Source organism: Brevundimonas sp. P7753, assembly GCF_013386595.1.
GTDB lineage: Bacteria > Pseudomonadota > Alphaproteobacteria > Caulobacterales > Caulobacteraceae > Brevundimonas > Brevundimonas bullata.
On record NZ_JACARP010000036.1, the window covers coordinates 1 to 23,757 of the forward strand.

Sequence of the window (23,757 nt, forward strand, 5' to 3'; positions counted from 1 at the left end):
CTTTCTCTCAACACTCCCGATCCCGAAGGACCGGCGGAGACGGCTATCTAAGGAAAGCCAAACTCCAAGTCAACCGAACCAACTAACCTTTCTGAAGACCTAAACGCCGAAGCTTTCAGAGCCGCAGAAGACCGACAGGAAAAGCGAAGAAGCTTCCCGCACCGGCAAATCAGCGATTTGATCGAAGCGCGGAAGCTAGCTGAACCAACTAAAGGAAGCAAGAAGTTTTTCAACTCTTGCCCCGCCAAAACCCCGAAAACCCAGTCTCCGAAGCCCCGTGGGCCAGCCCGTCTCCGAGCGAGCGGCGTCTATACGGACCGCCCCTCGAGTCCACAACCCTCGAATGACAGATTCACGAACTATCTCAACGAACCCGAGTCCCAGAACAGTGAAGCCCGCCGTCTGAAGCGCGGCGCACGTCAACCGCAGGCGTCGCGCAGGTCACGCACGCCGTCCAGGATAAAGCCCAGGGTAGGCTCGTGGCATAGCCGCCCGTCCACGACCTTCTCGGCGACCATTCCGATCACGATCTGCCGGCGGATCACCAGGCGGGAGCATGTGGCGATGAAGGTCTCGTTGAGTTGCTGCTGGGCGCGCACGCCGCCGAGCGCCGAAGGCGACGACGTCAGCGTCAGGACCGGCTTGTCTCGCAGGCAACTGCTCGCGCCTGGTCGAGACAGCCAGTCCAGAGCGTTCTTCAGCACACCGCTCATGCCGTGGTTGTATTCGTGAGAGATCACCACGAGCCCGTCCGCTGTGGCGATGTCGCGGCGCAGGGCGGCGACCGTTGCGGGCGCATCCTTGCCATCGAGGTCGTCATTAAAGAGCGGGATATCCTCCAGCGATCGCACCTCCAGGCGCATGTCGCCCGGCAAGGCGTCACGAAGCGTCGTCAGTATGGCGGTGCTGTAGGCCTCTCGGCGCAGACTGCCGGACAGGCCGATCAGGGAGAGCGACATCTCAGGCTGCGGCTAGCGACGCTCGCGCCATGTCCAGCGCCACGTCCATGATCATGTCTTCCTGCCCGCCGACCATCTTGCGCCGGCCCAGCTCGACCAGGATGGCCCGCGTGTCGAGCCCATGCTCGGCGGCGGCCTTTTCGGCATGACGCAGGAAGCTGGAATAGACCCCGGCATAGCCGAGCGTGAGGGTCTCGCGGTCAACGCGCACGGGTCGGTCCTGAAGCGGTCGGACCAGGTCCTCGGCCGCATCCATCAGCGCATAGAGATCGCAGCCGTGGTTCCAGCCCTGCACCTCGGCCGCGGCGATGAAGACTTCCAGCGGGGCGTTGCCGGCGCCGGCGCCCATGCCGGCCAGCGACGCGTCAACGCGGATCGCCCCGCCCTGCACCGCAACGATGCTGTTGGCCACGCCGAGCGACAGGTTGTGGTGGGCGTGCACCCCGCGCTGCGTTTCGGGCTTCAGGACCCGATCATAGGCCGCCAGGCGCGCGGCGTACTGATCCATCGTCATCGCGCCCCCGCTGTCGGTGACATAGACGCAGTGCGCGCCATAGGTCTCCATCAGCTTGGCCTGCTGCGCCAGTGCGTCGGGCTCGGACATGTGGCTCATCATCAGGAAGCCGGACACGTCCATGCCCAGGGTGCGGGCGGCCTCGATATGCTGCTTGGCCACATCGGCCTCGGTGCAGTGCGTCGCGATGCGCACCGCGCGCACGCCGAGATCATAGGCGTGCTTCAGGTCATGCACGGTTCCGATGCCGGGAAGGAGCAGGGTGGTGAGCACGCTGTGTTCGAGAACGTCAGCGACCGCCGCGATCCAGTCCCAGTCGGTGTGGGCGCCGAAGCCGTAGTTGAAGCTTGAGCCCTGCAGCCCGTCGCCGTGGGCGACCTCGATCGCATCGACCTTGGCGCGATCAAGCGCACGGGCGATGGCCTGGACGTGGTCGAGGCCATACTGGTGGCGGATGGCGTGCATGCCGTCACGCAGGGTGACGTCCTGTATATAGAGCTTGGTGGTGGCGGGATCGAAGGTCACGCGGCGATCCTTTCGGCGATCTTCTCGGCGGTCTTGAGCGCCGCCGAGGTCATGATGTCGAGATTGCCGGCATAGGCCGGTAGGTAGTGGGCCGCGCCTTCGACCTCGAGAAAGACGCTGACCTTCAGCCCGGTGAACTCGCCGCCCATTTCGGGAATGCGCAAGGGCGCGTTGCCGCCGACGCTTTCGAACTGCACCGCCTGCTTGAGGCGATAGCCGGGCACATAGGTCTGGACCTCGGCCACCATGGCCTCGACCGAGCGGCGGATCGCCTCGCGGTCGCCGTCGTCACAAAGGCAATAGACGGTGTCGCGCATGATCAGCGGCGGTTCGGCGGGGTTGAGGACAATGATGGCCTTGCCGCGCGTCGCCCCGCCCACCTGGGCGATGGCCTGGCTGGTCGTCTCGGTGAATTCGTCGATGTTGGCGCGCGTGCCGGGGCCGGCGCTTTTCGAGGCGATCGAGGCGACGATCTCGCCGTAATGCACCCTGGCGACACGGTTCACCGCCGCGACGATCGGGATGGTGGCCTGCCCGCCGCAGGTCACCATGTTGACGTTGGGCGCGTCCAGATGCGCCTCGCCGTTGACCGGCGGGATCACATAGGGGCCGATCGCCGCCGGGGTAAGGTCGATCACCCGCTTGCCGTGCGCCGTCAGCACCTCGCTGTGCCGCTTGTGCGCGCCCGCCGAGGTGGCGTCGAAAACAATGGCGATGTCGGCGAAGCCCGGCAGAGCGACCAGGCCGTCCAACCCCTCAGCGGTCACCGGGACGCCCAGACGTTCGGCGCGCTTCAGGCCATCGGATTCCGGGTCGATGCCGACGAAGGCCGCCATCTCCAGCGTGTCGGACAGGCGCATGATCTTGATCATCAGGTCCGTGCCGATATTGCCCGATCCGATGATGGCGACCTTGGTCTTGTGCTTAGGAGTCATGACCTCAGCCCTCGCCATAGGTGAAACGGACGTCGCCGAGGCCGTCGATGGTCGCGACCACATGGTCGCCAGGGGTCAGCGCGACCATCGGGCCCAGAGCCCCCGCCAAGAGGACATCGCCCACCTTCAGCGGTTCGCCGCGCTCGGCCAGCGTGCGCGCCAGCCAGGCCGCCGCGTTGAGCGGATTGCCGAGCGCTGCAGCCCCGACGCCGGTCGAGACGACTGTGCCATTGACCGTCATCGCCATCGCCGCCCCTTCGAGGTCAAGCCCGGCCAGCGGCGTCGCCGCCTCGGCCAGGACGAAGAAGGCGGAAGACCCGTTGTCGGCGACGGTGTCAGCGAAGGTGATCTTCCAGTCGGCGATCCGGCTGTCGACGATCTCGATGGCCGCGTGAACGCTCGCGACCGCCGCCGCGACCTGTTCCACCGTCGTTTCAGGATCAGGCAGGTCGGCGCCGAGGACGAAGGCGATCTCCGCCTCGGCCTTGGGCTGGATCGTCTGCGCGGGATCGAGATTGCCGCCGTCGGCGATCCGCATGTCGTCGAACAGGACGCCGAAGTCAGGCTGATCGACCCCGAGCTGGACCTGGACCGCCTTGGCCGTCAGGCCTGCCTTGCGGCCGACGATCCGCCGGCCCTCAGCTTCCCAGAAGCGGGTGTTGATCGTCTGCACCGCATAGGCGCCGACCGCGTCGGTCGGGTCCAGCACCTCGCGCAAGGGGGCGACCACGTCCCCCGAATAGGCGTCGCGCAGCCGGCGCGCGGCGGTTTCATAGGCCGCTGACATCAGGCCGGGACCGCGTGCTTGCCGGGATGGACCGTGCCGCAGTGGCCGCAGGTGCGCAGCTCTTCGCTGGCGTAGAAGGCCGCGAACAAGGGCGGCAGGTCGCGCACGATGCTCTTCAGCTGCACCTCGACGCGGTGGACGATTAAACCGCAGTCATCGCAGTACCACTGGAAGGCGTCGGTCACGCCCTCGGGCCGTTTGCGTTCGATCACCAGGCCGACGCTGCCCTCGACCGGGCGCTGCGGCGAGTGCGGGACGTTCGGCGGCAACAGGAAGATGTCGCCCTCGCGGATCGCCATGTCCTGCGGGCCGTCCTCGGTCCACAGGCGCAGGTTCATGTCGCCTTCCAACTGGTAGAAGAACTCCTCCAGCGGATCGACGTGATAGTCGGTGCGCTGGTTCGGGCCGCCGACGACGGTGACGATGAAGTCGGCGTCTTCCCAGATCTGGGCGTTGCCGACAGGCGGCTTCAGCTGCTCGCGATGATCGGCGATCCACTGACGGAAGTTGAAGGGCGGGCCATAGGTCAGCATGGGCGGGTATCCTGGGATCACAGGTCGGCGCGCGGGATGAAGGCGGTCGCCTTGATCTCGATCAGCAGATGCGGGTGGGGAAGCTGGTGGACGGCGACGGTCGTGCGCGCTGGACCGGCCTCGTCGAAATACTCGGCGTAGACGGCGTTGTAGCCGCCGAAATCATTCATGTTCACGAGGAAGCTGGTGATGTCGACGACATCGGCGAGCGAGCCCCCGGCGTCGGCCAGGATGGCGGCGATGTTGTCGATCACCGCCCGCGTCTGCTCGGCGACATTGAGGCTGACGACGCCGAACTCATCCGCCGAGGCGCCGGCGAAGCTGTTGTCTGGCCGCCGCGAACTGGTGCCCGAGACGAAGACGAAATCACCGGCGCGGCGGTAATGGGGAAAGCGGCCGCGCGGGCGCGCCTTGCCCGGAATGACGCGTCCTTCGCTCATGCCGCGCCGCCGGCGATGGTGAAGCCGACGCGGCCCAGATGGCCGGCGTCCAGCGAGACCGCACGCGCCGAACCGATGGCCGCCGCCGCCGTCGCGCCTCCCAGCATCACGGTCCAGCCGGGCTGAAGCGTCAGCCCCGCCGCCCCCGCCAGCCGCGCCGCCGCGACCAGAGAGCGGATCGGATCACCCAGGATGGCGGCGCTGCTCCCCGTCTCGACGACGGCGCCGTCAACGTTCATCACCATCGGCACATCGGCCACGTCGGTATCGGCGGGCAGCCAGTCCCCCACGACAAAGGCCGAGGACGAGGCGTTGTCGGCGACGACATCGCCCAGGGCGAAGCGGAAGTTCTCATAGCGACTGTCGATGATCTCCAGCGCCGGGGCGAGGGCGTCAATCGCGGCGAAAGCCTCTTCACGGGTGATCTCGCCTGAGAGCGGCGCCTTCAGTCGCACCGCGACCTCAGGCTCGACGCGCGGATGGATGAAGCGGGCGCGGTCGACCACGCCGCCCTTGGCCACCACCATGTCGGACGTCAGTCGGCCCCAGATCTGATCCTTCAGACCCATCTGGACCATCTTGGCTTCGCTGGTGAAGCCCATCTTGACCCCGACCAGGGCCGCGCCGCGCGCCAGCCGATGGTCGATCACGGCGCGCTGGATGTCATAGGCTTCGCTCAGCGCCAGCTCGCCTTCCTGTCCGGTGATCTGCGGGATCGCCCGCGCGTCGCGCGCGGCGGCGTCCAGTCTTGCAGCGATTGTCGCGATGTCCGTCATGTCGTCCCCTCCCCCTAGAGTTTGACGCAGATATTGGTGGGCTCCGAGTAGAAGCTCAGCGAAGCCTCGCCGCCCTCACGGCCGATGCCCGACAGCTTCATGCCGCCGAACGGCGTGCGCAGGTCGCGCAGGAACCATTCATTGACCCAGACGATGCCGGTTTCCATCTGCCCCGCGACCCGGTGGGCGCGGCCCACGTCCCGCGTCCAGATCGCCGCCGCCAGACCATAGTCGCTGTCGTTGGCCAGTTCGATCGCCTCGGCTTCGGTGTCGAAGGGGGCGATGTGGCAGACGGGGCCGAAGATCTCCTCGCGCACGCAGCGGGCGTCGTGACCCAGGCCGGTCAGGATGGTGGGCTGGACAAAGGCGCCCTGGTCCAGCGCGCTGTCGAACGAAGGCACGCCGCCGCCGGTGACCACTGTGGCGCCTTCTTCTCGCGCCAGATCATAATAGCCCAGCACCTTGTCGCGGTGGCCGTGCGAGATCAGCGGCCCCATGTCGGCGCCCGACCAGGGATCGCCGATGGTCAGGGCCTCGGCGCGCTCGGCCAGGGCCTTGACGAAACGGTCGAAGATGGGCCGCTCGACATAGATGCGCTCGGTGCACAGGCAGACCTGGCCGCAGTTGGAAAAGACCGAGCGCACCGTGCCCGCGATAGCCTCGTCGAAGTCGCAGTCGGCGAAGACCAGAGCGGCGTTCTTGCCGCCCAGCTCGAACGAGACCGGCTTCACCCCCGCCGCCGCCACCCGCATGATGGCCCCGCCGGTGGCCGACTCGCCGGTGAAGGTGATGGCGTCGATGTCGGGATTGGCGGTCAGCCATTCGCCGGTCGAGGCGGCGCCGAAGCCGTGAACCAGATTGAACACGCCCGGCGGCACGCCCGCGGCATCCATCACCTCGGCCAGCAGGGTCGCGGTCGAGGGGGTTTCCTCGCTCGGCTTGACCACCACCACATTGCCGCAAGCCAGGGCCGGCGCGACCTTCCACGTCATCAGCAGCAGCGGCAGGTTCCACGGCGAGATGATCGCCACCACCCCCAGAGGACGCGCCACGGCGTAGTTGATGGCGCTGCGTCCATCGGCCAGATCCGTGCGGAAGCTGGGCATGGCCCGCGCCTCGGCCATCGCGGCGAAGGCCAGGAAGTTGGCGGCGCCGCGCGGAATGTCGATGGTGCGCGCCTGATGCAGCGACTTGCCGGTGTCGGCGATCTCGGCCGCCGCGAAGTCGTCGAAGCGAGCCTCGATGCCCTCGGCGACGCGGACCAAAACCTTGCACCGCTCGGCCTGGGACATCTTCCCCCACGGCCCCTTGAGCGCGCGACGGCCCGCCGCCACGGCCCGGTCGACCAGGGCCTGATCGGCCTGGGACACGCGGGCCGCGACCGTTCCGGTCACCGGGTTCATGTTGTCGAAGAACCCGTCGCCTTCGACGAAGGCGCCGTCGACATAGTTGAGGATATCGCGCTGGGCGAAGGGATAGGCTGCGTCTGTCATGCCTAACCTCCGACCCGCACATAGCCGGCGGTGTTGCTGTGCGCCGCGCCGCTCTTGCCGACGTGTCCGGCCATCTGAAGCAGCGACAGGAGGGTGTCGTTGAACTGCACCGGCGCCTCGAGGAAGGCCGAGTGACCGACGTCGTTGACCTCGACCAGGAAGGAGCCCGCCACCTCCTCCTGCACCAGCCGCACCGCCTCAATCGGGAAGATCACGTCCTCGGTCCCGCACAAGAACAGAATGGGATAGCCCTTGCCGGCGAGATCCGCCGCCGGGCGCGCCGTGAACTGACCCGTCAGGTTGTGGCGATCCACGGCGTTGAAGCTGGCGATCTGGCGATAGAGCATGGCCAGATCGCGCGGGGCGCCCGCGCCGAGGACGCGGTCGATCTGATCCATGGCGGCGGTCTGCGTGCGAGCCGCGTCCATGATCGCCTTCACCGCCGCGCTTTCCGCTATGCCGTGCAGGCTGTCGCAGATGGCCAGGGCCGCGACCCGTTCGGGCGCCTGATGGGCGAAGCCGATGCAGGTCCCCGCCCCCATCGACTGACCGACCAGCGCCACCCGGTCCTCGCCCAGATGATCGAGCAGGGCGATCAGATCCTCGACAAAGGCGTCGCGCCCGCGCCCATCCAGATCGCGCGACAGGCCAAAGCCGCGATGATCGAACAGGATGACCCGGTTCGACCGCGCCAGGGCGTCGATCTGGCCGTACCAGAGGGCGTGGTTGCCGCCGATGCCGTGCGCCAGCACCACCGCCGGCCCCACGCCGTGCGTCTGGTAATAGATTTCAGCGCCGGCGGTCTTCACGATCCCGCTTTCCATCACGCTACTCCCATCAATTTGCTGAGCCGAACGACGTAGTCGCCGAAGGCCGGATCTTCTCGCGTGACGCTGGGGTCGCGCGGACGCGGCAGGTCGATATGGACGTCCTCGATGATCGTCCCCGGTCGCTCCGACATGACCAGCACCCGGTCCGACAGCAGCACGGCCTCGGAGATGCTGTGCGTGACCAGGACCACGGTCTTGCGGTCGCGCTGCCACAGACGCAGCAGCTCCATGTTGAGCCGGTCGCGCGTCAGGGCGTCCAGGGCGCCGAAGGGCTCGTCCATCAGCAGGATCTGCGGATTGCGCGCCAACGCCTGACCAATGGCCACGCGGTGCCGCATCCCGCCTGACAGCTGGTGCGGATAGCTGGCCTCGAAGCCTGTCAGGCCCAGGGTCTCGACCAGTTCGGCGAGCGCCGCCTCGTCCAGCCGCTGCGACGCGGCATCGAGATTGATGCCCAGCAGCAGATTGTCGCGCACATTGAGCCAGGGCAGCAGGTTCGACGTCTGGAAGACAAAGCCCATCGTCGCGGAGGGGCCGGTCACGGCCTCTCCGTTGACCTGGATGGCGCCCTCCTCGAACAGGATGAGGCCGGCGATGAGGCGCAGCAGGGTGCTCTTGCCGCAGCCCGACGGACCGAGGACCGAGACGAACTCTGCGGCGCCGATGTCAGCGGTGACGCCCTCGAGCACCTTACGGCCGTCGAACGCCTTGCCGACGCCGGTGATGGAGATTTCCGCGCTCATGCCGCACGCCACCAGATGAAGCGTTCCCAATAGGCGACGCCGTAGAAGAGCAGCAGCGATAGGACCGTCACCGCGAACAGGGCCGCAAAGGTCAGGGTCGTGTGGCCCGAACCCGACGCCGTCAGGATCAGATTGCCCAAGCCGTCGTTCGAGCCGACGAACTCGCCGACCACCGCGCCGATGACCGCCAGCGGCATGGCCACCTTGCAGCCGTCGAGAAAGCTGGGCAGGGCCGCCGGCAGGCGCAGCCGCCAGAAGGTCTGCAGCGGCGTGGCGCGCAGGGCGCGGAAATGTTCCTCGAGGTGCGACGGGGTGCTGGCCAGCCCGCCCAGCGTCGAAATGATGATGGGGAAGAAGGCGAACAGGAAGGCCATGATCAGCTTCGACGTCAGCCCATAGCCGAACCAAACGACGATCAGGGGCGCCAGACCGATCTTGGGAATGCTCTGCAAGGCAACGAACAGCGGATAGACCGTGCGTTTGGCCGTCGGCGAAAAATAGATCAGGGCCGCGATCGGCACGCCCAGCACCACCGCAATGATGAAGCCCCAGAAGACCTCAGTCAGCGTCACCAGGCTTTGCGCCAGGATCGGCCCGCGCGACTGCCAGAGCTCGGCCAGGATCGCGCTGGGCGGCGGCAGCAGATAGGCCTGAACGCCCGACCAGCGAACGCCGTACTCCCACGCCAGCCCCAGCAGCAGGAAGAAGGCCGCGCTGATCGCCGTGTCGCGGTTGAACAGGGCGCGGGTCATGCCTCGCCCTCCTTGTCCAGCAGGGCCTGGATGCGGGCCGGCGGCGGCACGAGGAAGCGTTCCAGATTCCAGCGGTCGAAGGTCGCCATCTGCTTTCCGTCCCACACCGACGGGACATAGGGATGCTCGGCGTCGATCTGGGTCATGTCGGTATAGAACTCGACGTTGTTGCCGTCGGGATCGCGGAAGACGAGGAAGCTGTTGGCGCCCGGTCCGTGCTTGCCGATGCCCCGGTCGATCGGCACGCCGCGCGCCGTCAGCATGGCCGCGACCTTTTCCAGCTCTTCGAGGGTTTCGAGGCGATAGGAGAAGTGCTCGACCGCCGGATAGCAGCCCTCGGGCGCCGCCGAATGGCCGGGCGGCAGTTGCAGCAGGGCCAGATCATGATGGTCCTGCCCCGCCCGCAGGAAGACCATCTGATGGTCGATCCAATCCGACACCTCCAGGCCCATGATCTCGGTGTAGAAGGCCAGCGAAAGGTCGATGTCGCGCACCTTCAGGACCAGGTGCCCGAGCCGCGTCGGACGCGGACGATAGGCTGCGGGATCGATCACGGCTGTTTCCCCGTCGGAACGAAGGCGTTGGTGAAGAGCGTCTCGGTCGCGTCGAACCCCTGAAGCTGGCCGCTGGCCTGCAAGGTCGCGACGGTGCGCTGGATCTTCTCGGGCTTCAGGCGGTGCGACCCGCCCTCGGCGGCCATCAGCGCGGCGGTCTCGCGGATCTGCCGTTCGGTCACGGCCTCGTCGAGCAAGGGATAGTGCTTGCGAATGATGGTCAGCGCCCCCTGGGGATCGCGCGCCGCCTCGGCGTAACCGCGATAGGCGGCGTGGGTGAAGGCCCGCACCAGCTCAGGGTCGCTTTCGATCAGGGCGTCGCGCGTCGCCAGCCCGCTGCCGTAAACGTCCAGCCCGAAATCGGCATAGGCGATCCGGCCGATGCTGACGCCCTTGGCCTTTGCTGCCTTGTCGAACAGCGCCATCGAATTGCCGAGCCAGCATTCGGCGGCGTCGATCCGTCCTTCGACCAGCGAGGAGACGACAATGGCCGGGTCAAGCTGGATCTGCTCGACGCTGGCCGGGTCGACGCCATTGCCCTGAAGCCAGGCCGGCATCAGGGCCTGAATGGCCGAGGACTGACCGGCGCCGAAGCGCAGTCCAGCCAAGTCAGCAGGCCTCTTGATCGCATGCCGCTCCTTGACGAAGCAGGCGCCGGCCGGGAGCTGCATATTGATGCCGCCGATCATCCGCACGGCGCCGCCCTTTGATCGGTTGAGCGCGACCGACAGGGGGTCGAGATAGGCGAACTCGAACATCCCCTGGTCGAGTTCGTTGGCGGTCCGCATGCCGCCGAAGCCGCGCACGGGTTCGACGTTCAGCCCGGCGTCGGCGAAATAGCCCTTGTCGATGGCGACGAAGATCCCCGCCATGCTGCCCTGCGTCAGCCAGGCCATGTTGAACTGAACCGTGCGCGCGTCTTCGCGCTTGGCCGCCTTCGGCGCATTGCCTCCGACCACGCTCCACAGCGTCAGTCCGGCGATCGCGGCCACGATCACGACGGGTACGAGCAGCGCGCGGCGAGCAAGGATCGCCATCACGCACTCTCCCGGAGCAGGTGCGGCGCCGAGACCGGATTGGTCAGCTCGCCGATCCCCTCGACCCAGGCGCGCATCACGTCGCCGTCCTTCAGGAAGACGCCGCGCCCCATGCCGACCCCGGCCGGGGTGCCCGAGGCGATCACGTCGCCGGCGCGCAGTTCGAGGATCGTCGAGAGATAGGCGATCTGCTCATGGATGTTGAAGATCATCTCGGACGTATTGCCGTCCTGCATCGAGACCTCGTTGACGTCGAGGCCGAGGCGGATGTCGTGCGGATCGCCGAGACAGTCGCGCGGCACAAAGACGGGGCCGAGCGGGGTGAAGGTGTCGAAGCTCTTGCCGCGGAACCAGTCGTGCGAGAACGGGAAGTCGGTCCGCCGGGTGCGGTCGCGCGCCGAGACGTCGTTGACGATGGTGTAGCCGGCGATCAGGTCGTGCGCCTCGCCCACGGCCACGTTCTTGCCCGCCCGGCCCAGCACCACGCCCAGCTCGACCTCCCAGTCGGGACGCGACACCTGGGGCGGCGCCACGACGGTCTCATCGGGACCGATGACGCTCTCGACTGTCTTGAGGAAGATATAGGGCTCGCTGTCGGCCTTGGCCGCCAGCTTGGTCTGCATTTCGGCGGCGTGTTCGATGAAGTTGGACGCCGCGCCGAAGATGCGACGGGGCTCGAACGGCGTCAGCAGCCTGGGCGCCGCCAGCGCCTGCCCCGAGGCGCCGGCAAGGGCGCGGGCCAGACCGAACAGCCCCTCGCGCCGCGCCTCCCAGTCACGGATGATGGCCGTGACATCGTCCGCCACCGCTGCAAATCCATGCGCGGCGGCGGCGTCGTGCAGGTCGTGGAAGGCGTCGCCCACCTTGATCGTCGGGCGCGGGCCGTCGGGACCGGCGCGGGTGGCCAGGGCAAACCAGGTCATTGATCGATCAACCTCTTGAAAGGAGAAGGCCTGCGTGGGCGCGACAACGCCGAGGGCGACGCCGGCGCCGATCCCTGCGATCGTGGCGCGGCGGGGCCAGCGGGCGGGGTTGGGGACATCGGACATGGCATCAGCCAAAGGCCCGGATCAGCATCCGCGCCGACACCACGGCGAGGAACAGGCCGAACAGGATGCTCAGATGCCGCTTCGACAGGGCATGGGCGAGGCGCGCCCCCCAGGGCGCAGCGACGTAGGAGACCGGCGCGATGACCGCCAGACCGATCAGATTGACATAGCCTAGACTGCCCGTGGGCAAGCCGGGCACGTTCCAGCCGGTGACGATGAAGGCGATGGTGGCCGGGACGCTGATCAACAGGCCGAACAGGGCCGCCGTCCCGACCGCACGATGGATCGGAAAGTTGAACAGGGTCATGGTGGGGACGCTCAGCGTACCGCCGCCGATGCCCATCATGCTGGAGAAGCCGCCGATGGCGAACGGCAGCAACTGCCCGCCCGGCCCGCTGGGGATGGCCTCGGCGATATGCCTGCCCTCCAGCGGCAACAGCATCTTGATCGCCACCAGCAGGGCGACGACGCCGAACACGGCCGACAGGACATCCCCCGTGACCCGCGAGGCGATCAACACCCCGGCGATGGCGCCCAGGAAGATGGCGACGCCCCAGTGCTTCAACTGAGCCATGTCCACCGCGCCCTTGGCGTGATGCGCGCGGGACGAGGAAATCGCGGTCGGGATGATGGTGGCCAGGGAGGTCGCGACCGCGACATGCATCCGCACGGCGGGCTCAACGCCCATCGACGCCAGCACCAGGTCGAGCACCGGGACAATGACGATGCCGCCGCCTACCCCGAGCAGCCCGGCCAGAAGGCCGCCCACGGCGCCGGTCAGCAGCATCATCGCCGCCAGCGTCAGCAGGTCCTGGTTGATGAATTCGTGCATCGCTCTCCCCACACGTCAGCCATGACTTGTGCGGGGTCGCAGATATGCGGTCAAAGATAGAAACTCGACCCATATATATTCAAAAATATATATCAAACAGGCGAGCGCGAGCTATGCCTCTTTCAGGATAGAAAGTCGGCCAAAGGGTATAATCCCATATAGCAACGACGCCTTAGCCTGACCGCCATGATCAAGGTAGGCATAGCCGGGTTCGGCACCATCGGCCGCGTGGTCGCGCGCCATATCGAAACAAGCGAACTGCCGCTGGCGCTCACGGCGGTGTCCGCCGGCGACCGGGGTCGCGCCGAGACCGCGATGGCGCAACTGCGAACGCCCATCCCCATCCTCGACACCGCCGCGCTGGTCGCCGCGTCCGACGTCATCGTCGACAGCGCCCCGACGGCGGCCTTCCGCGACATCGCCGAAACGACGCTGCGGGCCGGCAAGACCCTGGTGACGGTGAGCGGCGCGGCCTTGATGCAGTGGCCCGAGGCGGTCGATCTGGCGCGCGCCCATAACGGACGCATCATCCTGGCCACCGGCGCCCTGCTGGGGCTCGACGCGGTGCGCGCCGCCGCCATCGGGACCATCCATTCCGTGACCATGGTGACGCGCAAGCCGGTCAAGTCCCTGGTCAAGGCCGAGCACGTCGTGCGCAACAAGATCGACCTGTCCGGCCTTACCGCCCCGCTCAAGATCTTCGGGGGCAGTGCGCGCGAGGGCGCAATCGCCTTCCCCGCCAATGTGAACGTCGCGGCTGCGCTGGGGATGGCGGGCGTCGGTCCCGACCGGACCCGGCTCGAGATCTGGGCCGACCCCATGCTGGAGCGCAATACGCACCGGATCGTGGTCGACGCCGACAGCGCGCGGCTGGAGCTCGCCATCGAGAATGTGCCGACCGACGAGAACCCCGGCACAGGCCGGATCACCGCGCTCAGCATCGTCGCCGCGCTTCAGGACCTGGTCAGCCCCATCCGTATCGGAACCTGATTTTTCCCAACCCGGCCGCTGACCGCCAGCGGCAATCCCCATCCTGGAAAGGCCCGCCCCATGACGACCCGCCTGCGCCACGTCGCGATCGCATCCGCCGACCCCGACACCTCGGTCGGCTTCTTCACCGAGGTTCTCGGCTGGACCCTGGCCGGCAAGATCGATAGCCGCAATGCGCGCGGCTATTACGTCACCGACGGCCACATCAACATCGCCCTGCTCTGCTTCAAGAACCGCCCCGCCGCCGGCATGGAGTTCCCGGAAGGCTATACCGGACTGCACCACATCGGCTTCCAGTGCGACGACATCAACGCCATCGTCGAGCGTTTTGAGAACTCCGGCTTCGCGCCGCGCCACGACGTCAACCTGGCTCAGGGCCTCGGCAAGAACCCGGCCAAGGACAACGCCGAGTACAAGATGACCGGGCCTGAAAACGTCATGGTCGATGTCTCCGAACGCGGCTGGGCCGGCACCGAAAGCTACAAGGGCAGCCCCGCCCCGGTGTGAAAATCCGCTCAGGCGTCGTATAGGAAAAACCCGCCGGAGCAGCGCTCCGGCGGGTTTTCTAGTCTGCTGTTCTGAAGCCCGATCAGAGGTTCAGAAACGCCTTCGCATTGCCGCTCAGGATCTTGGCCTTCTGCGCGCCCGACAGGCCCTCATGTCCAAGAACCAAAGACCCGATGTCCTGCTCGCCCAGCGGGAAGGGATGGTCCGAGCCGAGCAGGACGCGATTCTCGCCCATCACATCGATCAGCAGGCTGAGCGCGCGCGGATCGAACACCGCCGAGTCGACGAAGAAGCGGTCGACATAGGTCGAGGGCGGACGGGGGCAGTCGGCGCGAACGATGTCGCGATATTTCCAGGCGTTCTCAACCCGGCCCAGCAGGAAGGCGAAGCTGCCGCCGCCGTGGCCGAAACAGATGCGTAAGGATTTCGGCAGGCGCTCGAACGCCCCCGACAGGATCAGCGACAGGATCGACAGCTGCGTCTCCGCCGGCATGGCCACCAGCCAGGGCAGCATATACTTGGGCATGCGCTCGCGCGCCATCATGTCCCAGGGGTGGATCAGGACCGCCGCCCCGACCTCGGCGCAATGGGTGAGGAAGGTCAGCAGGCCTTCGTCGTCGAGGTTGCGCATTCCCATATGGTTGCCGATCTGGACGCCCAGGTGCCCCGTCGCCATGGCGCGACTGACCTCGGCGCAGGCCATGTCGATGTCCTGCAACGGCACCTGGGCCAGGGCCTTCATCCGGTGCGGCGCGTATCCGCAAAAGGCCAAGGCCTCATCATTGAAACGCTGCGCCAGGTCGCGCGCCTCCGCTGCCGGGCGTCCGTAACCGAACATGATCGGCGTGGCGCACAGGATCTGCAGGTCGATGCCCTGGGCGTCCAGCGCCTCGACGCGCCGCGCCGGGTCCCACAGGACGTCATCGACCGGGCGAAACTCTGTCCCGCCCTGCATGATGAAGCCCTTGCCGCCGCCCGTATCGCGAATCCACGGCAGCCCCTCGACCTCCGCCCGCGCGCGATAGGCCGCGTCCATCGCAGGGAAAAAATGGCTGTGCATGTCGATGACAGCCATGTTTTTTGAAGCCTCTATCGTCATGACTTTCGTCGCATCCCTGCCATCCATCATCCCCACAGCCGATTCAGGCGCGGGGGGCCATGAGGTTGAGTAGCGGGGGGCGGCTATCAACAATAATCCCGAGACTTGCCCCGGTTATTGCAAAACAGTTATATCCCTTCCAAAGCGATCCGGGGACGCATCATGCCCAAATTCCACGAGAACTTCCTGTTGGGGCGGCTGAAGCTGCGCCAGTTGCGCCTTCTGACGGCGATCGCCGACGAGGGCACCGTCCTCAAGGGATCGCAGGCGTTGAACATCGCCCAGCCCGCCGCGACCAAGAGCATCAAGGAGTTGGAAGACGCCCTGGGCGTCCAGTTGTTCGATCGATCCTCGCGCGGCGTGACCCCGACGGATTTCGGCAAGGTGCTGATCAAGCACGCCAAGCTGATCCTGACCCAGCTGCGCCATGCGGGCGAAGAACTGCAATCGCTTGAGGAAGGGCTTTCGGGCCGCGTCCATGTCGGCACCCTGCTGGCCGCCTCGACCTCGCTGCTGCCGCGCGCCCTGGCGCGGCTGCGGGAACAGCGTCCGGGGATCGCGGTCGCGGTGGCCGAAGGAACGATCGACCGGCTGATGCCTGGCCTGCGCACCGGCGACATCGACATTGTTCTCGGCCGCCTGCCCGAGTATCGCGAACGCGAAGGCTTGAAGCAGGACGTCCTCTACCTCGACACCGTGTCCATCATGGTGCGCGCCGGCCATCCCCTGACCCAGCGCGCGTCACTGACGTTGGCCGACCTTGTCGACCAGGCCTGGGTGATGCCGCCGCAGCAGACCTCGTTGCGTCGCCAGATCGACCACGCCTTCCGTCACGAAGGGCTCGAGCCGCCGCACGACACGATCGAATCCGTGTCGATCCTGACCAACCACGGCCTGCTGATGAACACCGACATGATCGCCGCCATGCCGCACCTCGTCGGCGCCGGCCAGGCCGGACTGGCGATCCTGCCGGTCGCGCTCGAAGGCGCCAGTTCGCGGATCGGGGCGACGACCCACGCCCATGTCGAACTGTCCGCCGCCGCCCGCTACTTCATGGACATCATCCACGAGGTAGCGAGCGAGATTCGCGACGAACTGGGACAGGCTAGGCCGTAGGCGCCGACTTCCGCGATACGCGCTTCCAGATGAAATAGGCCGCCGTAACGACCACCAGCCACGGCACGCCGGCGATCAGCGCCGTCTGCCAGAAGTCGGTATCGAGCGCCATCGTCACCGTGATCGCGACCAGCAGCACCAGCCCCAGGATCTGGGCATAGGGGAAGAAGGGCATCCGCACCGGCAGATCGACGCCCTTGTGGCGGCGACGGAAACGCAGGTGGCTGGCCAGAATGGTGCTCCACACCAGCAGCCCGCCGAACAGCACAATCCCGAACAGGTAGTTGTAGGCCAGCGGCGTCAGGGCCGAGACCGAGGCCGCAGCCAGGATGCCCACGCCCGTGACCAGCGTCGCCCGCATCGGCGCCTTCTGCGCATTGAGCTGGCCCAGGGCGCGCGGCGCATAGCCACCGCGCGCCAGCGAAAAGAGCATCCGCGAGCCCAGATAGATGCTGGTGTTCATCGCCGACAGCGCCGCCGAGGCGACGACGAAGTTCATGATGCCCGCCGCATAGGGGATGCCCGCGCTGGCGAACATTTTCACGAACGGGCTTTCGGTCACCACCTTGGCCCCGGACTCGGTCCACGGAATGAAGGCGACAATGATGAACAGCGCCAGGATGTAGAAAAGGAACAGCCGCCCCGCCATCGTGCGCAGCGCCGCCGGGATCGCCGTCTTCGGGTCCTTGGCCTCGCTGGCGGTGCCGACGACGAACTCCAGCCCCATGAAGGAAAACAGCGCCATCAGCACGGCCATCCACACGCCGGAGAAGCCGTTGGGCAGGAAGCCGCCCGGCAGGCCCGTGACATTGTGCAGGCCGATGGGGGCGGCGCCGGTCAGGCCGAAGATCTGGCTCAGGCCGACGAGGATAAAGCCGACGATGGCCGACACCTTGATCACCGTCAGCCAGTATTCGACCGTGCCGAAATTATGCACCGCGCGCGTGTTCACCCAGACGACAATGCCGGCGCTGCCCAGCGCCCACATCCACACCGGCGTGCCGGGGAACCACCATCGCATATAGATGCCGACCGCGATCGCCTCGCTGCCGATCAGCAGCACCTGCTGGATCCAGTAGGTGTAGCGCACGATGAAGCCCATCAGCGGCCCGAGGTAGATTTCGGCGTAGGTGCCGAACGATCCCGCGGTCGGATGGACCACGGCCATTTCCGACAGGCTGAACACCATGATCACCGCGATCAGCGCGGCGATGACATAGCTGACCAGCACGCCGGGACCGGCGTAGCCGATGGCGATGCCCGAGCCCATGAACAGGCCGGTGCCGATCGCGCCGCCCAGGCCGATCATGACGATCTGCGCCTTGCTCAGCCCGCGTTCCAGCCCCGCCTCGCGGTCGATATAGGTCTGTTCGTCCATCGCCTTGCCCCCTCGTTCTTCGATCATGTGACGGCTTCGCGGGCCTGATGTTCGGGCGCGTTCCATAGCCCGCCATCCATGATCGCCGCCAGTCGCTCCACCGCCTCCCAGACATCGACATAGCCGACATAGAGGGGGGCGAAGCCGAAGCGCACCGTGTCGGGCGCACGAAAATCACCGATCACGCCCGCCGCGATCAGGGCGCGCATGATCGGATAGCCGTCGGCATGGGCGAAGGAGACCTGGCTGCCGCGCGCGGCGGCGTCACGCGGCGACGCCAGCGAGAAGCCGTGGCCGGCGCAGCGCTGCTCGACCAGGCGGATGAAGAGGTCGGTCAAGGCCATCGACTTGGCGCGGATCGCCGCCATGTCGGCCGACAGGTGGATATCCAGCCCCGTCTCCACCAGCGTCATCGACAGGATCGGCTGGGTGCCGATCAGGAACTGGCGCAGGCCCGTCTGCGGACGATAGCCGGGCTCAAAAGCAAAGGGCGCGGCATGGCCCCACCAGCCCGTCACCGGCTGATACGCCTGGCCCTGATGCCGCTTGGCGACGAACAGGAAGGCGGGCGATCCGGGTCCGCCGTTCAGATACTTGTAGGTGCAGCCGACGGCGAAGTCCGCCTGGCAGCCGTTCAGATCGACCGGCAGGGCGCCGGCGCTATGGCACAGGTCCCAGACGGCCAGCGCCCCGGCCGCCTGGGCGCGCGCCGTAATCGCCGCCATGTCGTGCACATGGCCCGTCTTGTAATGGACGTGGGTGATGGCGACGGCGATGGTGTCCGCATCAATAGCGTCCGCGATCTCGTCCTTTTCGCACAGGCGCACCGTCACCCGCCCGCCGGTCGCGGCGGCGACGCCTTGGGCGATATAGTTGTTGGTCGGGAAGTTGCTGCCCTCCAGGATCAGCACGCTGCGATCCGGGCGCATGGCCACCGCCGCCGACAGCACCTTGAACAGGTTCTGGCTGGTGGAATCACAAATGATGACCTCGCCCGCCCCCGCCCCGATCAGCGGCGCCAGCTTGTCGCCCAGCCGCACTGGCAGGTCGAACCAGCCGGCGCTGTTCCAACTCTTGATCAGGTCCGCGCCCCATTCGCGGGTCACGACGTCCAGGGCTTTAGCGCTCGCAGCCTTCGGCATGGCGCCCAGCGAGTTGCCGTCGAGATAGATCATCCCTTCGGGCAGGTCGAAGCGGTCGCGCAGCGGCGCCAAAGGATCGGCCCGATCCATCGCCTCGCACCAGGCGCGGTCGGGCGCCTCGGGAATGTCTATGCGGGTTACGTCAAGCGTCATGGAAACACACTACCTTCGTCTGGGACATCTCACGCACCGCAAAACGCACGCCTTCCCGCCCCATATTGCCCCGCCCCGCGCCGCCGAACGGCATGGCGTCGAGGCGATAGTCGGTCGAATCATTGATCATCACGCCGGCCGACCGCAGACGGCGAGCCGCATGACGCGCGTGGCGCAGCGATCCTGTGAATATCGCGGCGTGGATGGCGTAGTCGGCGCGATTGGCGGCGGCGATGGCGTCATCCAGATCGCTAAAGCGGAACAGGCTGACCACCGGGCCGAAGGCTTCCTGACAGGACACCCGCGCCTGCTCCGGCACGTCGGTCAACAGGATCGGACGGACCAGGGCGCCGACGCGCTCTCCGCCCGTCAGCAGGGTCGCGCCCTGCGCCACCGCTTCCTGGGTCCAGGCCAGGATGCGTTCCGCCTGCTCCAGGCCAATCATCGGACCGATATCGGTGGCCGGGTCCATCGGATCGCCGACGGTCAGAGCCTTCGTCGCCGCGACCATGGCGTCGCGGAAGGCGTCATGGACGGCCGCGTGAACATAGATGCGCTGGACCCCGATGCAGTTCTGCCCCGCCGCGCCAAAAGCGCCCGAGGCGCAGGCCTTGGCCGCGCGGTCGATATCAGCTTCGTCCATCACGATCACGGCGCCATTGCCGCCCAGCTCCATCGCCAGACGCTTGATCCCCGCCGACCGAGAGATCGCCTGACCGACCCCGGCCCCGCCGGTGAAGCTGACCATGGCGACGTCTTCGTGGCGGGTCAGGGCGTCGCCGAAATCGCACCCGCGTCCGGTCAGCAGGTTGAGCGCGCCGTCCGGCAGGCCCGCCGCCAGCAGCAGCCGCGCCAGCATGACGGCGACCAGGGGCGCCTGTTCGGCGGGCTTCAGCACCACCGCATTCCCCGCCGCCAGAGCGGGGCCGACCTTGTGGCAGATCAGGTTCAGCGGATCGTTGAAGGGGGTGATGGCGACGATCACGCCGAGCGGTTCATACAGGTAATGGCCCGAGCGCGTCTCGCCGCCGGGGAAGCTGTCGAAGGCGATGGTCTCGCCCGCCAGCCGCGTCGCTTCTTCCGCCGACAGGCGCAGGGTGTTGACGGCACGTGCGACCTCGCGCGTCGCCGACCGCACCGGCTTGCCGGTTTCCGCCGTGATGGCGGCGGCGAAGCGGGCCGCCTCAGCCTCCAGCGCCGTCGCCGCGCCGTGCAGGATGCGGGCGCGGGCGCCGGTCGACAGGTCGCGCATGGCTTCCGCCCCGACCACCGCGCTCGCCACCGCCCGTTCGACGTGCTCGACAGTGGCGCAGGCCGCCTCGCCCAGCACGTCGCCGGTGAAGGGGTTGCGCACCGCCATGGTTTCAGCCGCCTCTTCCCAGGCGCCGCCGATCAACAGCGACCGGCCCGTTTCGGCCAGATCGGGGTGCACGACCTGTCGCAAGGCCAGGCTCACGGCTTGTCCTTGCGCAGGACCAGTTCGTCATACTCGCGGCTGTCTAGCAGGGCCTCGACGATCACCGGACCGTCGGCGGCGAAGCTAGCCTCCAGCGCCGCGCGGAACTCGACCGGATCGCGGGCGACCGTCACCGGCACGCCGAACAGCGACGGCCCGCCGATGGTCCCCTCGGCGCGCACCGGCGTGCCATAGATGGGGTTCGACTTCTTCTCCTGCTTGATGCGGATCAGGGCCAGGTCGTTGTCGGTGAAGATAACGATGACGATGGGCAGCTTTTCACGCGCCGCCGTCGCCAGCTCGCCCGCCGTCATCAGGAAGCCGCCGTCGCCCAGGACGCAGCAGACCGGCGTGTCGGGTCGGCACAGCTTGGCGGCGATGGCGGCGGGCAGGCCGAAGCCCATGGCCGACCAGCCGTTGGTCATGATCTGCGTGCCCGGCGCGGGCGTGCGCCAGTGCTGACCGATCAGGTGGGTATGGGCCCCGACATCGCAGGTCATGATGCCGTCAGCGGGCAGGACGTCGCGCAGCACATCCAGCGCGGCGCGCGGCGCGAAGGCCCCTTCACGACCGGCCAGGCGGGCGAAGATCTCGGCCTTGCGCGCCGCCAGCGCGGCCAGATCCCAACCCTTCACGGTCGCCGGAAGCGCCAGCAGCACGTCGAGTACGGGCGCGATGGCGCCGACGACATCGGCGACGACCGGATGAACGTCACGGTCGATATCAGCCGGGACCACGTCAATGCTGGCCAGGGCCAGGCCGTCGCGCATCCAGCCTTCGTAGTTGAACTCGATGGGGTCGTAGCCGATCGCCACCACCAGATCGGCCTCGGCATGGGTCAGCCCGACCTGGTCCGACAGGGCGTGGAACAGGACGCCGGCGTAGTTGGGATGGGTTTCCGCCACCATGCCCTTGGCCATTGGGGTCAGCAGCACCGGCAGTCCGAACCGCTCGGCCAGGGCGATGATGCGATCCTGAACCCCGGCATGAACGGCGCCGAGGCCGATAGCCAGCACGGGCTTCGTGGCGGAGGAGAAGGCGGCGATCAGGGCCGCGACGGCGGCCTCGTCCGGCGCGGGGACCGGGTCGGCGGCGGGCGGCGCGATCCGCGCCTCCTCGACCGCGACGGCGCTCATCCCCTGCGGCAGGCCGACATGGACCGCGCCGGGACGGCCCGACAGGGCGATCCGTGCGGCCTCGGCCAGGGTGTCGACGGCGCTGTCGGCCTCGATCCGCATCGTCGCCTTGGTCAGGGGCGCAAACAGGGCCTGATGGTCGATGCCCATCTGCACCGTTCGTCCCCGCAATGCCGCCGGCATTTCATCGGTCAGGGCGATCATCGGCGAACGGTCCAGAGTCGCCCCGCCGACCCCGGTCGCCAGATTGGTGGCGCCCGGCCCGAAGGTGCCGAAGCAGACGCCCGGAACCCCGGTCAGCCGTCCGCAGACATCCGCCATGAAGCCGGCCCCGCCCTCGTGGCTCGTCAGCACGAAATCAATGCCGTCGGTGGTGCGGATCGCCTCCATGTAATCAACCCAACCGCCGCTCGGCACGCCGAAGACATGGCGCACGCCCATGTCGCGAAGGGCCACAACGACGTTGCGGGCTACGTTGGTCGATTTCATGCGAGATCCTTGAACAAGAGCCATCAGCCCCATTCGGCCTAGGCCCGCTCGCCATAAACAAATAATACCAAATGGCCGTCTTGATATGCTCAATACGCTATAAGCAAATCATCAGACGAAGCGATTGGCGATGGTCCCGATACCGTCAATGCCGCCTTCGACGAGATCGCCGGGGCCGATGCGACCCACGCCCGCCGGCGTCCCCGAATAGATCAGGTCGCCGGGCTGCAGTTCCACATAGGTCGACAGCTCGGCGATGATGTCGGCGACCGGCCAGATCATGTCGGCGATGTCGCCGTCCTGCCGCAGCGCTCCATTGACCGCCAGCCATATGCGCGCCGTCGCGGGATGGCCGATCGCGGCGACAGGCCGGATCGGCGACAGCACCGCACTGTGGTCGAAGCCCTTGGCCATGTCCCAGGGCCGCGCGCCCGCCTTGGCGTCGGCCTGCAGGTCGCGGCGGGTCAGGTCATTGCCGACCGCATAGCCGAACACCGTCGCCAGGGCGTCTTCGGGCGCGATACTGGCCCCGCCCCGCCCCAGCGCGACCACCAACTCGATCTCGTGATGCAGGTCAGCGGTGCGCGACGGCATGGCGATATCGGCCGTCCCCGACACCACCGCGTCGGCGGGTTTGGAGAAGAAGAAGGGCGGCTCGCGCAAGGGGTCGCCGCCCATCTCGCGCGCGTGGTCGGCGTAGTTCTTGCCCACGCAGAAGATGCGGCGGATCGGAAATCGCTGCGCGCCGCCGGCGATCTCGGCGGTCGGCGGCGCGACGGAAAAAAGTGGGTTCATGGTTGGCGGCCTTGCGTCTCAGGCGGGGGGATAGAGGGCCGCGCGACACGCGCCGAGGTCGGCGTCGGTCAAGGTCGTTTCCCTGACGGCGTTCCACGGGCTGCCCATCTTGTCTTCGGGCCGATACCAGAAGCCGTAGAGCTTGCCGTTGGCCGCCACCAGGGTCGCTGAGCCGATGCTGCCCTCCTCTTTCGAGAACCAGGCCAGCCGCAGGATGCGACCGAAGACCGTGCCGCGCAGCATGCCCAGGCCGTTGTTGTAACAGCCTCGAAGGTCCTGCCCCGACTGCCGCAGGGCGATCGGGCCATACTCGTGAGCATAGACCCCGCTGACGTCAGCCTCGCCCGCCGACCCGCGCTGGTCCAGTTCACCGAAAACTGCGAGGTCCGACAGACGCGTGGCGCCGCCGCCTTTCCAGTTACTGTCGATGCGCAGGCGCAGCCAGCGGGCGGAGGCTTCCTTGGGCAGTTTGATCAGCGTCCGGGCGTCGGCCTTGGCCTCGCCCGCGACCAGGGTTTCAAACGGCCCATCCGGCCCGACGGTCGACCCCAGCAGTGCGAAGCGGCGCACGGGCGAGCCTTCGGCGGTCTGCGACATCGACCCGTCTTCGCGCACCACCGGCGCGAAGCGATTGTCCAGCGCGACCGCCCGCACCTTGCCGGTCCCCGCCAGCTCGAAGTTGAGCGTGTGCGGGAAGGCGGCGTCCTTCTCGGACAGCCACCCGCGACCACGACATC

25 protein-coding genes are annotated in these 23,757 nt (G+C 67.3%); 3 read left to right on the forward strand and 22 right to left on the reverse strand.

Going from position 1 to position 23,757, the window contains the following annotated elements; translation table 11 throughout:
- Nucleotides 1–419 precede the first annotated feature (419 nt).
- The 15 genes from HX774_RS08485 to HX774_RS08555 are packed head-to-tail and all read right to left on the reverse strand — an operon-like array spanning nucleotide 420 to nucleotide 12,759.
- Complete coding sequence (locus HX774_RS08485; RefSeq protein WP_178825945.1) at nucleotides 420–959, reverse strand: NADPH-dependent FMN reductase; 540 nt, start codon at nucleotides 957–959, stop codon at nucleotides 420–422.
- Nucleotide 960: 1 nt separating this feature from the next.
- Nucleotides 961–1,998, reverse strand: coding sequence for a 4-hydroxy-2-oxovalerate aldolase (gene dmpG, locus HX774_RS08490; protein WP_178825946.1), 1,038 nt, complete (start codon nucleotides 1,996–1,998; stop codon nucleotides 961–963).
- Entirely contained in the window at nucleotides 1,995–2,933 is a 939-nt protein-coding gene (locus HX774_RS08495; RefSeq protein WP_178825948.1) for an acetaldehyde dehydrogenase (acetylating), read from the reverse strand. Before HX774_RS08495 ends, dmpG begins: the two co-directional genes overlap by 4 nt.
- A gap of 4 nt (nucleotides 2,934–2,937) precedes the next feature.
- Nucleotides 2,938–3,720, reverse strand: a complete 783-nt coding sequence (locus HX774_RS08500; protein ID WP_178825950.1) for a 2-keto-4-pentenoate hydratase — start codon at nucleotides 3,718–3,720, stop codon at nucleotides 2,938–2,940.
- The gene (locus HX774_RS08505; RefSeq protein ID WP_178825952.1) at nucleotides 3,720–4,253 is read right to left on the reverse strand and encodes a 3-hydroxyanthranilate 3,4-dioxygenase; all 534 of its coding nucleotides are present in this window, start codon (nucleotides 4,251–4,253) and stop codon (nucleotides 3,720–3,722) included. Before HX774_RS08505 ends, HX774_RS08500 begins: the two co-directional genes overlap by 1 nt.
- Nucleotides 4,254–4,270: 17 nt before the next feature.
- Nucleotides 4,271–4,693 (reverse strand): RidA family protein, encoded by a 423-nt coding sequence (locus HX774_RS08510; protein ID WP_178825954.1) that lies wholly within the window; start codon nucleotides 4,691–4,693, stop codon nucleotides 4,271–4,273.
- Entirely contained in the window at nucleotides 4,690–5,469 is a 780-nt protein-coding gene (locus tag HX774_RS08515; RefSeq protein ID WP_178825957.1) for a 2-keto-4-pentenoate hydratase, read from the reverse strand. The genes HX774_RS08510 and HX774_RS08515 overlap by 4 nt, the downstream gene beginning before the upstream one ends.
- Nucleotides 5,470–5,483: 14 nt before the next feature.
- Nucleotides 5,484–6,962 carry a 2-hydroxymuconic semialdehyde dehydrogenase gene (locus HX774_RS08520; RefSeq protein WP_178825960.1) on the reverse strand — a complete coding sequence of 493 codons (1,479 nt, stop codon included), beginning with the start codon at nucleotides 6,960–6,962 and terminating at the stop codon, nucleotides 5,484–5,486.
- Between the two features lie 2 nt (nucleotides 6,963–6,964).
- Nucleotides 6,965–7,786, reverse strand: coding sequence for an alpha/beta fold hydrolase (locus HX774_RS08525; protein ID WP_178825962.1), 822 nt, complete (start codon nucleotides 7,784–7,786; stop codon nucleotides 6,965–6,967).
- A complete protein-coding gene (locus tag HX774_RS08530; RefSeq protein ID WP_218650339.1) occupies nucleotides 7,786–8,535 on the reverse strand; it encodes an ABC transporter ATP-binding protein in 750 nt (249 codons plus the stop codon). Before HX774_RS08530 ends, HX774_RS08525 begins: the two co-directional genes overlap by 1 nt.
- Nucleotides 8,532–9,287, reverse strand: coding sequence for an ABC transporter permease (locus HX774_RS08535; protein ID WP_178825964.1), 756 nt, complete (start codon nucleotides 9,285–9,287; stop codon nucleotides 8,532–8,534). Before HX774_RS08535 ends, HX774_RS08530 begins: the two co-directional genes overlap by 4 nt.
- Nucleotides 9,284–9,841, reverse strand: coding sequence for a VOC family protein (locus HX774_RS08540; protein WP_178825966.1), 558 nt, complete (start codon nucleotides 9,839–9,841; stop codon nucleotides 9,284–9,286). Before HX774_RS08540 ends, HX774_RS08535 begins: the two co-directional genes overlap by 4 nt.
- Nucleotides 9,838–10,878 (reverse strand): ABC transporter substrate-binding protein, encoded by a 1,041-nt coding sequence (locus HX774_RS08545; RefSeq protein WP_178825968.1) that lies wholly within the window; start codon nucleotides 10,876–10,878, stop codon nucleotides 9,838–9,840. Before HX774_RS08545 ends, HX774_RS08540 begins: the two co-directional genes overlap by 4 nt.
- Nucleotides 10,878–11,927 carry a fumarylacetoacetate hydrolase family protein gene (locus HX774_RS08550; RefSeq protein ID WP_178825970.1) on the reverse strand — a complete coding sequence of 350 codons (1,050 nt, stop codon included), beginning with the start codon at nucleotides 11,925–11,927 and terminating at the stop codon, nucleotides 10,878–10,880. The genes HX774_RS08545 and HX774_RS08550 overlap by 1 nt, the downstream gene beginning before the upstream one ends.
- 4 nt (nucleotides 11,928–11,931) lie before the next feature.
- Nucleotides 11,932–12,759, reverse strand: a complete 828-nt coding sequence (locus tag HX774_RS08555; protein WP_178825972.1) for a sulfite exporter TauE/SafE family protein — start codon at nucleotides 12,757–12,759, stop codon at nucleotides 11,932–11,934.
- Between the two features lie 186 nt (nucleotides 12,760–12,945).
- On the opposite strand from HX774_RS08555, the gene HX774_RS08560 reads away from it, so the two are divergent.
- Nucleotides 12,946–13,749: an aspartate dehydrogenase gene (locus HX774_RS08560; RefSeq protein WP_178825974.1), complete on the forward strand. Its 804-nt coding sequence runs from the start codon at nucleotides 12,946–12,948 to the stop codon at nucleotides 13,747–13,749.
- A gap of 60 nt (nucleotides 13,750–13,809) precedes the next feature.
- A complete protein-coding gene (locus tag HX774_RS08565; RefSeq protein WP_178825976.1) occupies nucleotides 13,810–14,256 on the forward strand; it encodes a VOC family protein in 447 nt (148 codons plus the stop codon).
- 82 nt (nucleotides 14,257–14,338) lie between these two features.
- Here the strand turns inward: HX774_RS08565 and HX774_RS08570 are convergent, their stop codons facing one another.
- Nucleotides 14,339–15,331 (reverse strand): amidohydrolase family protein, encoded by a 993-nt coding sequence (locus HX774_RS08570; RefSeq protein WP_218650340.1) that lies wholly within the window; start codon nucleotides 15,329–15,331, stop codon nucleotides 14,339–14,341.
- Between the two features lie 186 nt (nucleotides 15,332–15,517).
- Between HX774_RS08570 and HX774_RS08575 the strand changes: the two genes are divergently transcribed.
- A complete protein-coding gene (locus HX774_RS08575) occupies nucleotides 15,518–16,471 on the forward strand; it encodes a LysR family transcriptional regulator (protein WP_178825978.1) in 954 nt (317 codons plus the stop codon).
- On the opposite strand, the gene HX774_RS08580 is transcribed toward HX774_RS08575, so the two are convergent.
- The 6 genes from HX774_RS08580 to HX774_RS08605 form a co-directional block, all read right to left on the reverse strand.
- Nucleotides 16,461–17,876, reverse strand: a complete 1,416-nt coding sequence (locus HX774_RS08580; RefSeq protein WP_218650341.1) for an amino acid permease — start codon at nucleotides 17,874–17,876, stop codon at nucleotides 16,461–16,463. The genes HX774_RS08575 and HX774_RS08580 overlap by 11 nt on opposite strands.
- Nucleotides 17,873–19,144 carry a kynureninase gene (gene kynU / locus HX774_RS08585; RefSeq protein ID WP_178825980.1) on the reverse strand — a complete coding sequence of 424 codons (1,272 nt, stop codon included), beginning with the start codon at nucleotides 19,142–19,144 and terminating at the stop codon, nucleotides 17,873–17,875. Before kynU ends, HX774_RS08580 begins: the two co-directional genes overlap by 4 nt.
- The gene (locus HX774_RS08590) at nucleotides 19,134–20,600 is read right to left on the reverse strand and encodes an aldehyde dehydrogenase family protein (protein WP_218650342.1); all 1,467 of its coding nucleotides are present in this window, start codon (nucleotides 20,598–20,600) and stop codon (nucleotides 19,134–19,136) included. The genes kynU and HX774_RS08590 overlap by 11 nt, the downstream gene beginning before the upstream one ends.
- Nucleotides 20,597–22,225 carry a thiamine pyrophosphate-binding protein gene (locus HX774_RS08595; RefSeq protein WP_178825982.1) on the reverse strand — a complete coding sequence of 543 codons (1,629 nt, stop codon included), beginning with the start codon at nucleotides 22,223–22,225 and terminating at the stop codon, nucleotides 20,597–20,599. Before HX774_RS08595 ends, HX774_RS08590 begins: the two co-directional genes overlap by 4 nt.
- 111 nt (nucleotides 22,226–22,336) lie before the next feature.
- Nucleotides 22,337–23,020, reverse strand: a complete 684-nt coding sequence (locus HX774_RS08600) for a fumarylacetoacetate hydrolase family protein (protein WP_178825984.1) — start codon at nucleotides 23,018–23,020, stop codon at nucleotides 22,337–22,339.
- Nucleotides 23,021–23,038: 18 nt separating this feature from the next.
- A partial coding sequence (locus tag HX774_RS08605; RefSeq protein ID WP_178825986.1) for a hypothetical protein occupies nucleotides 23,039–23,757 on the reverse strand: 719 nt, incomplete at its 5' end.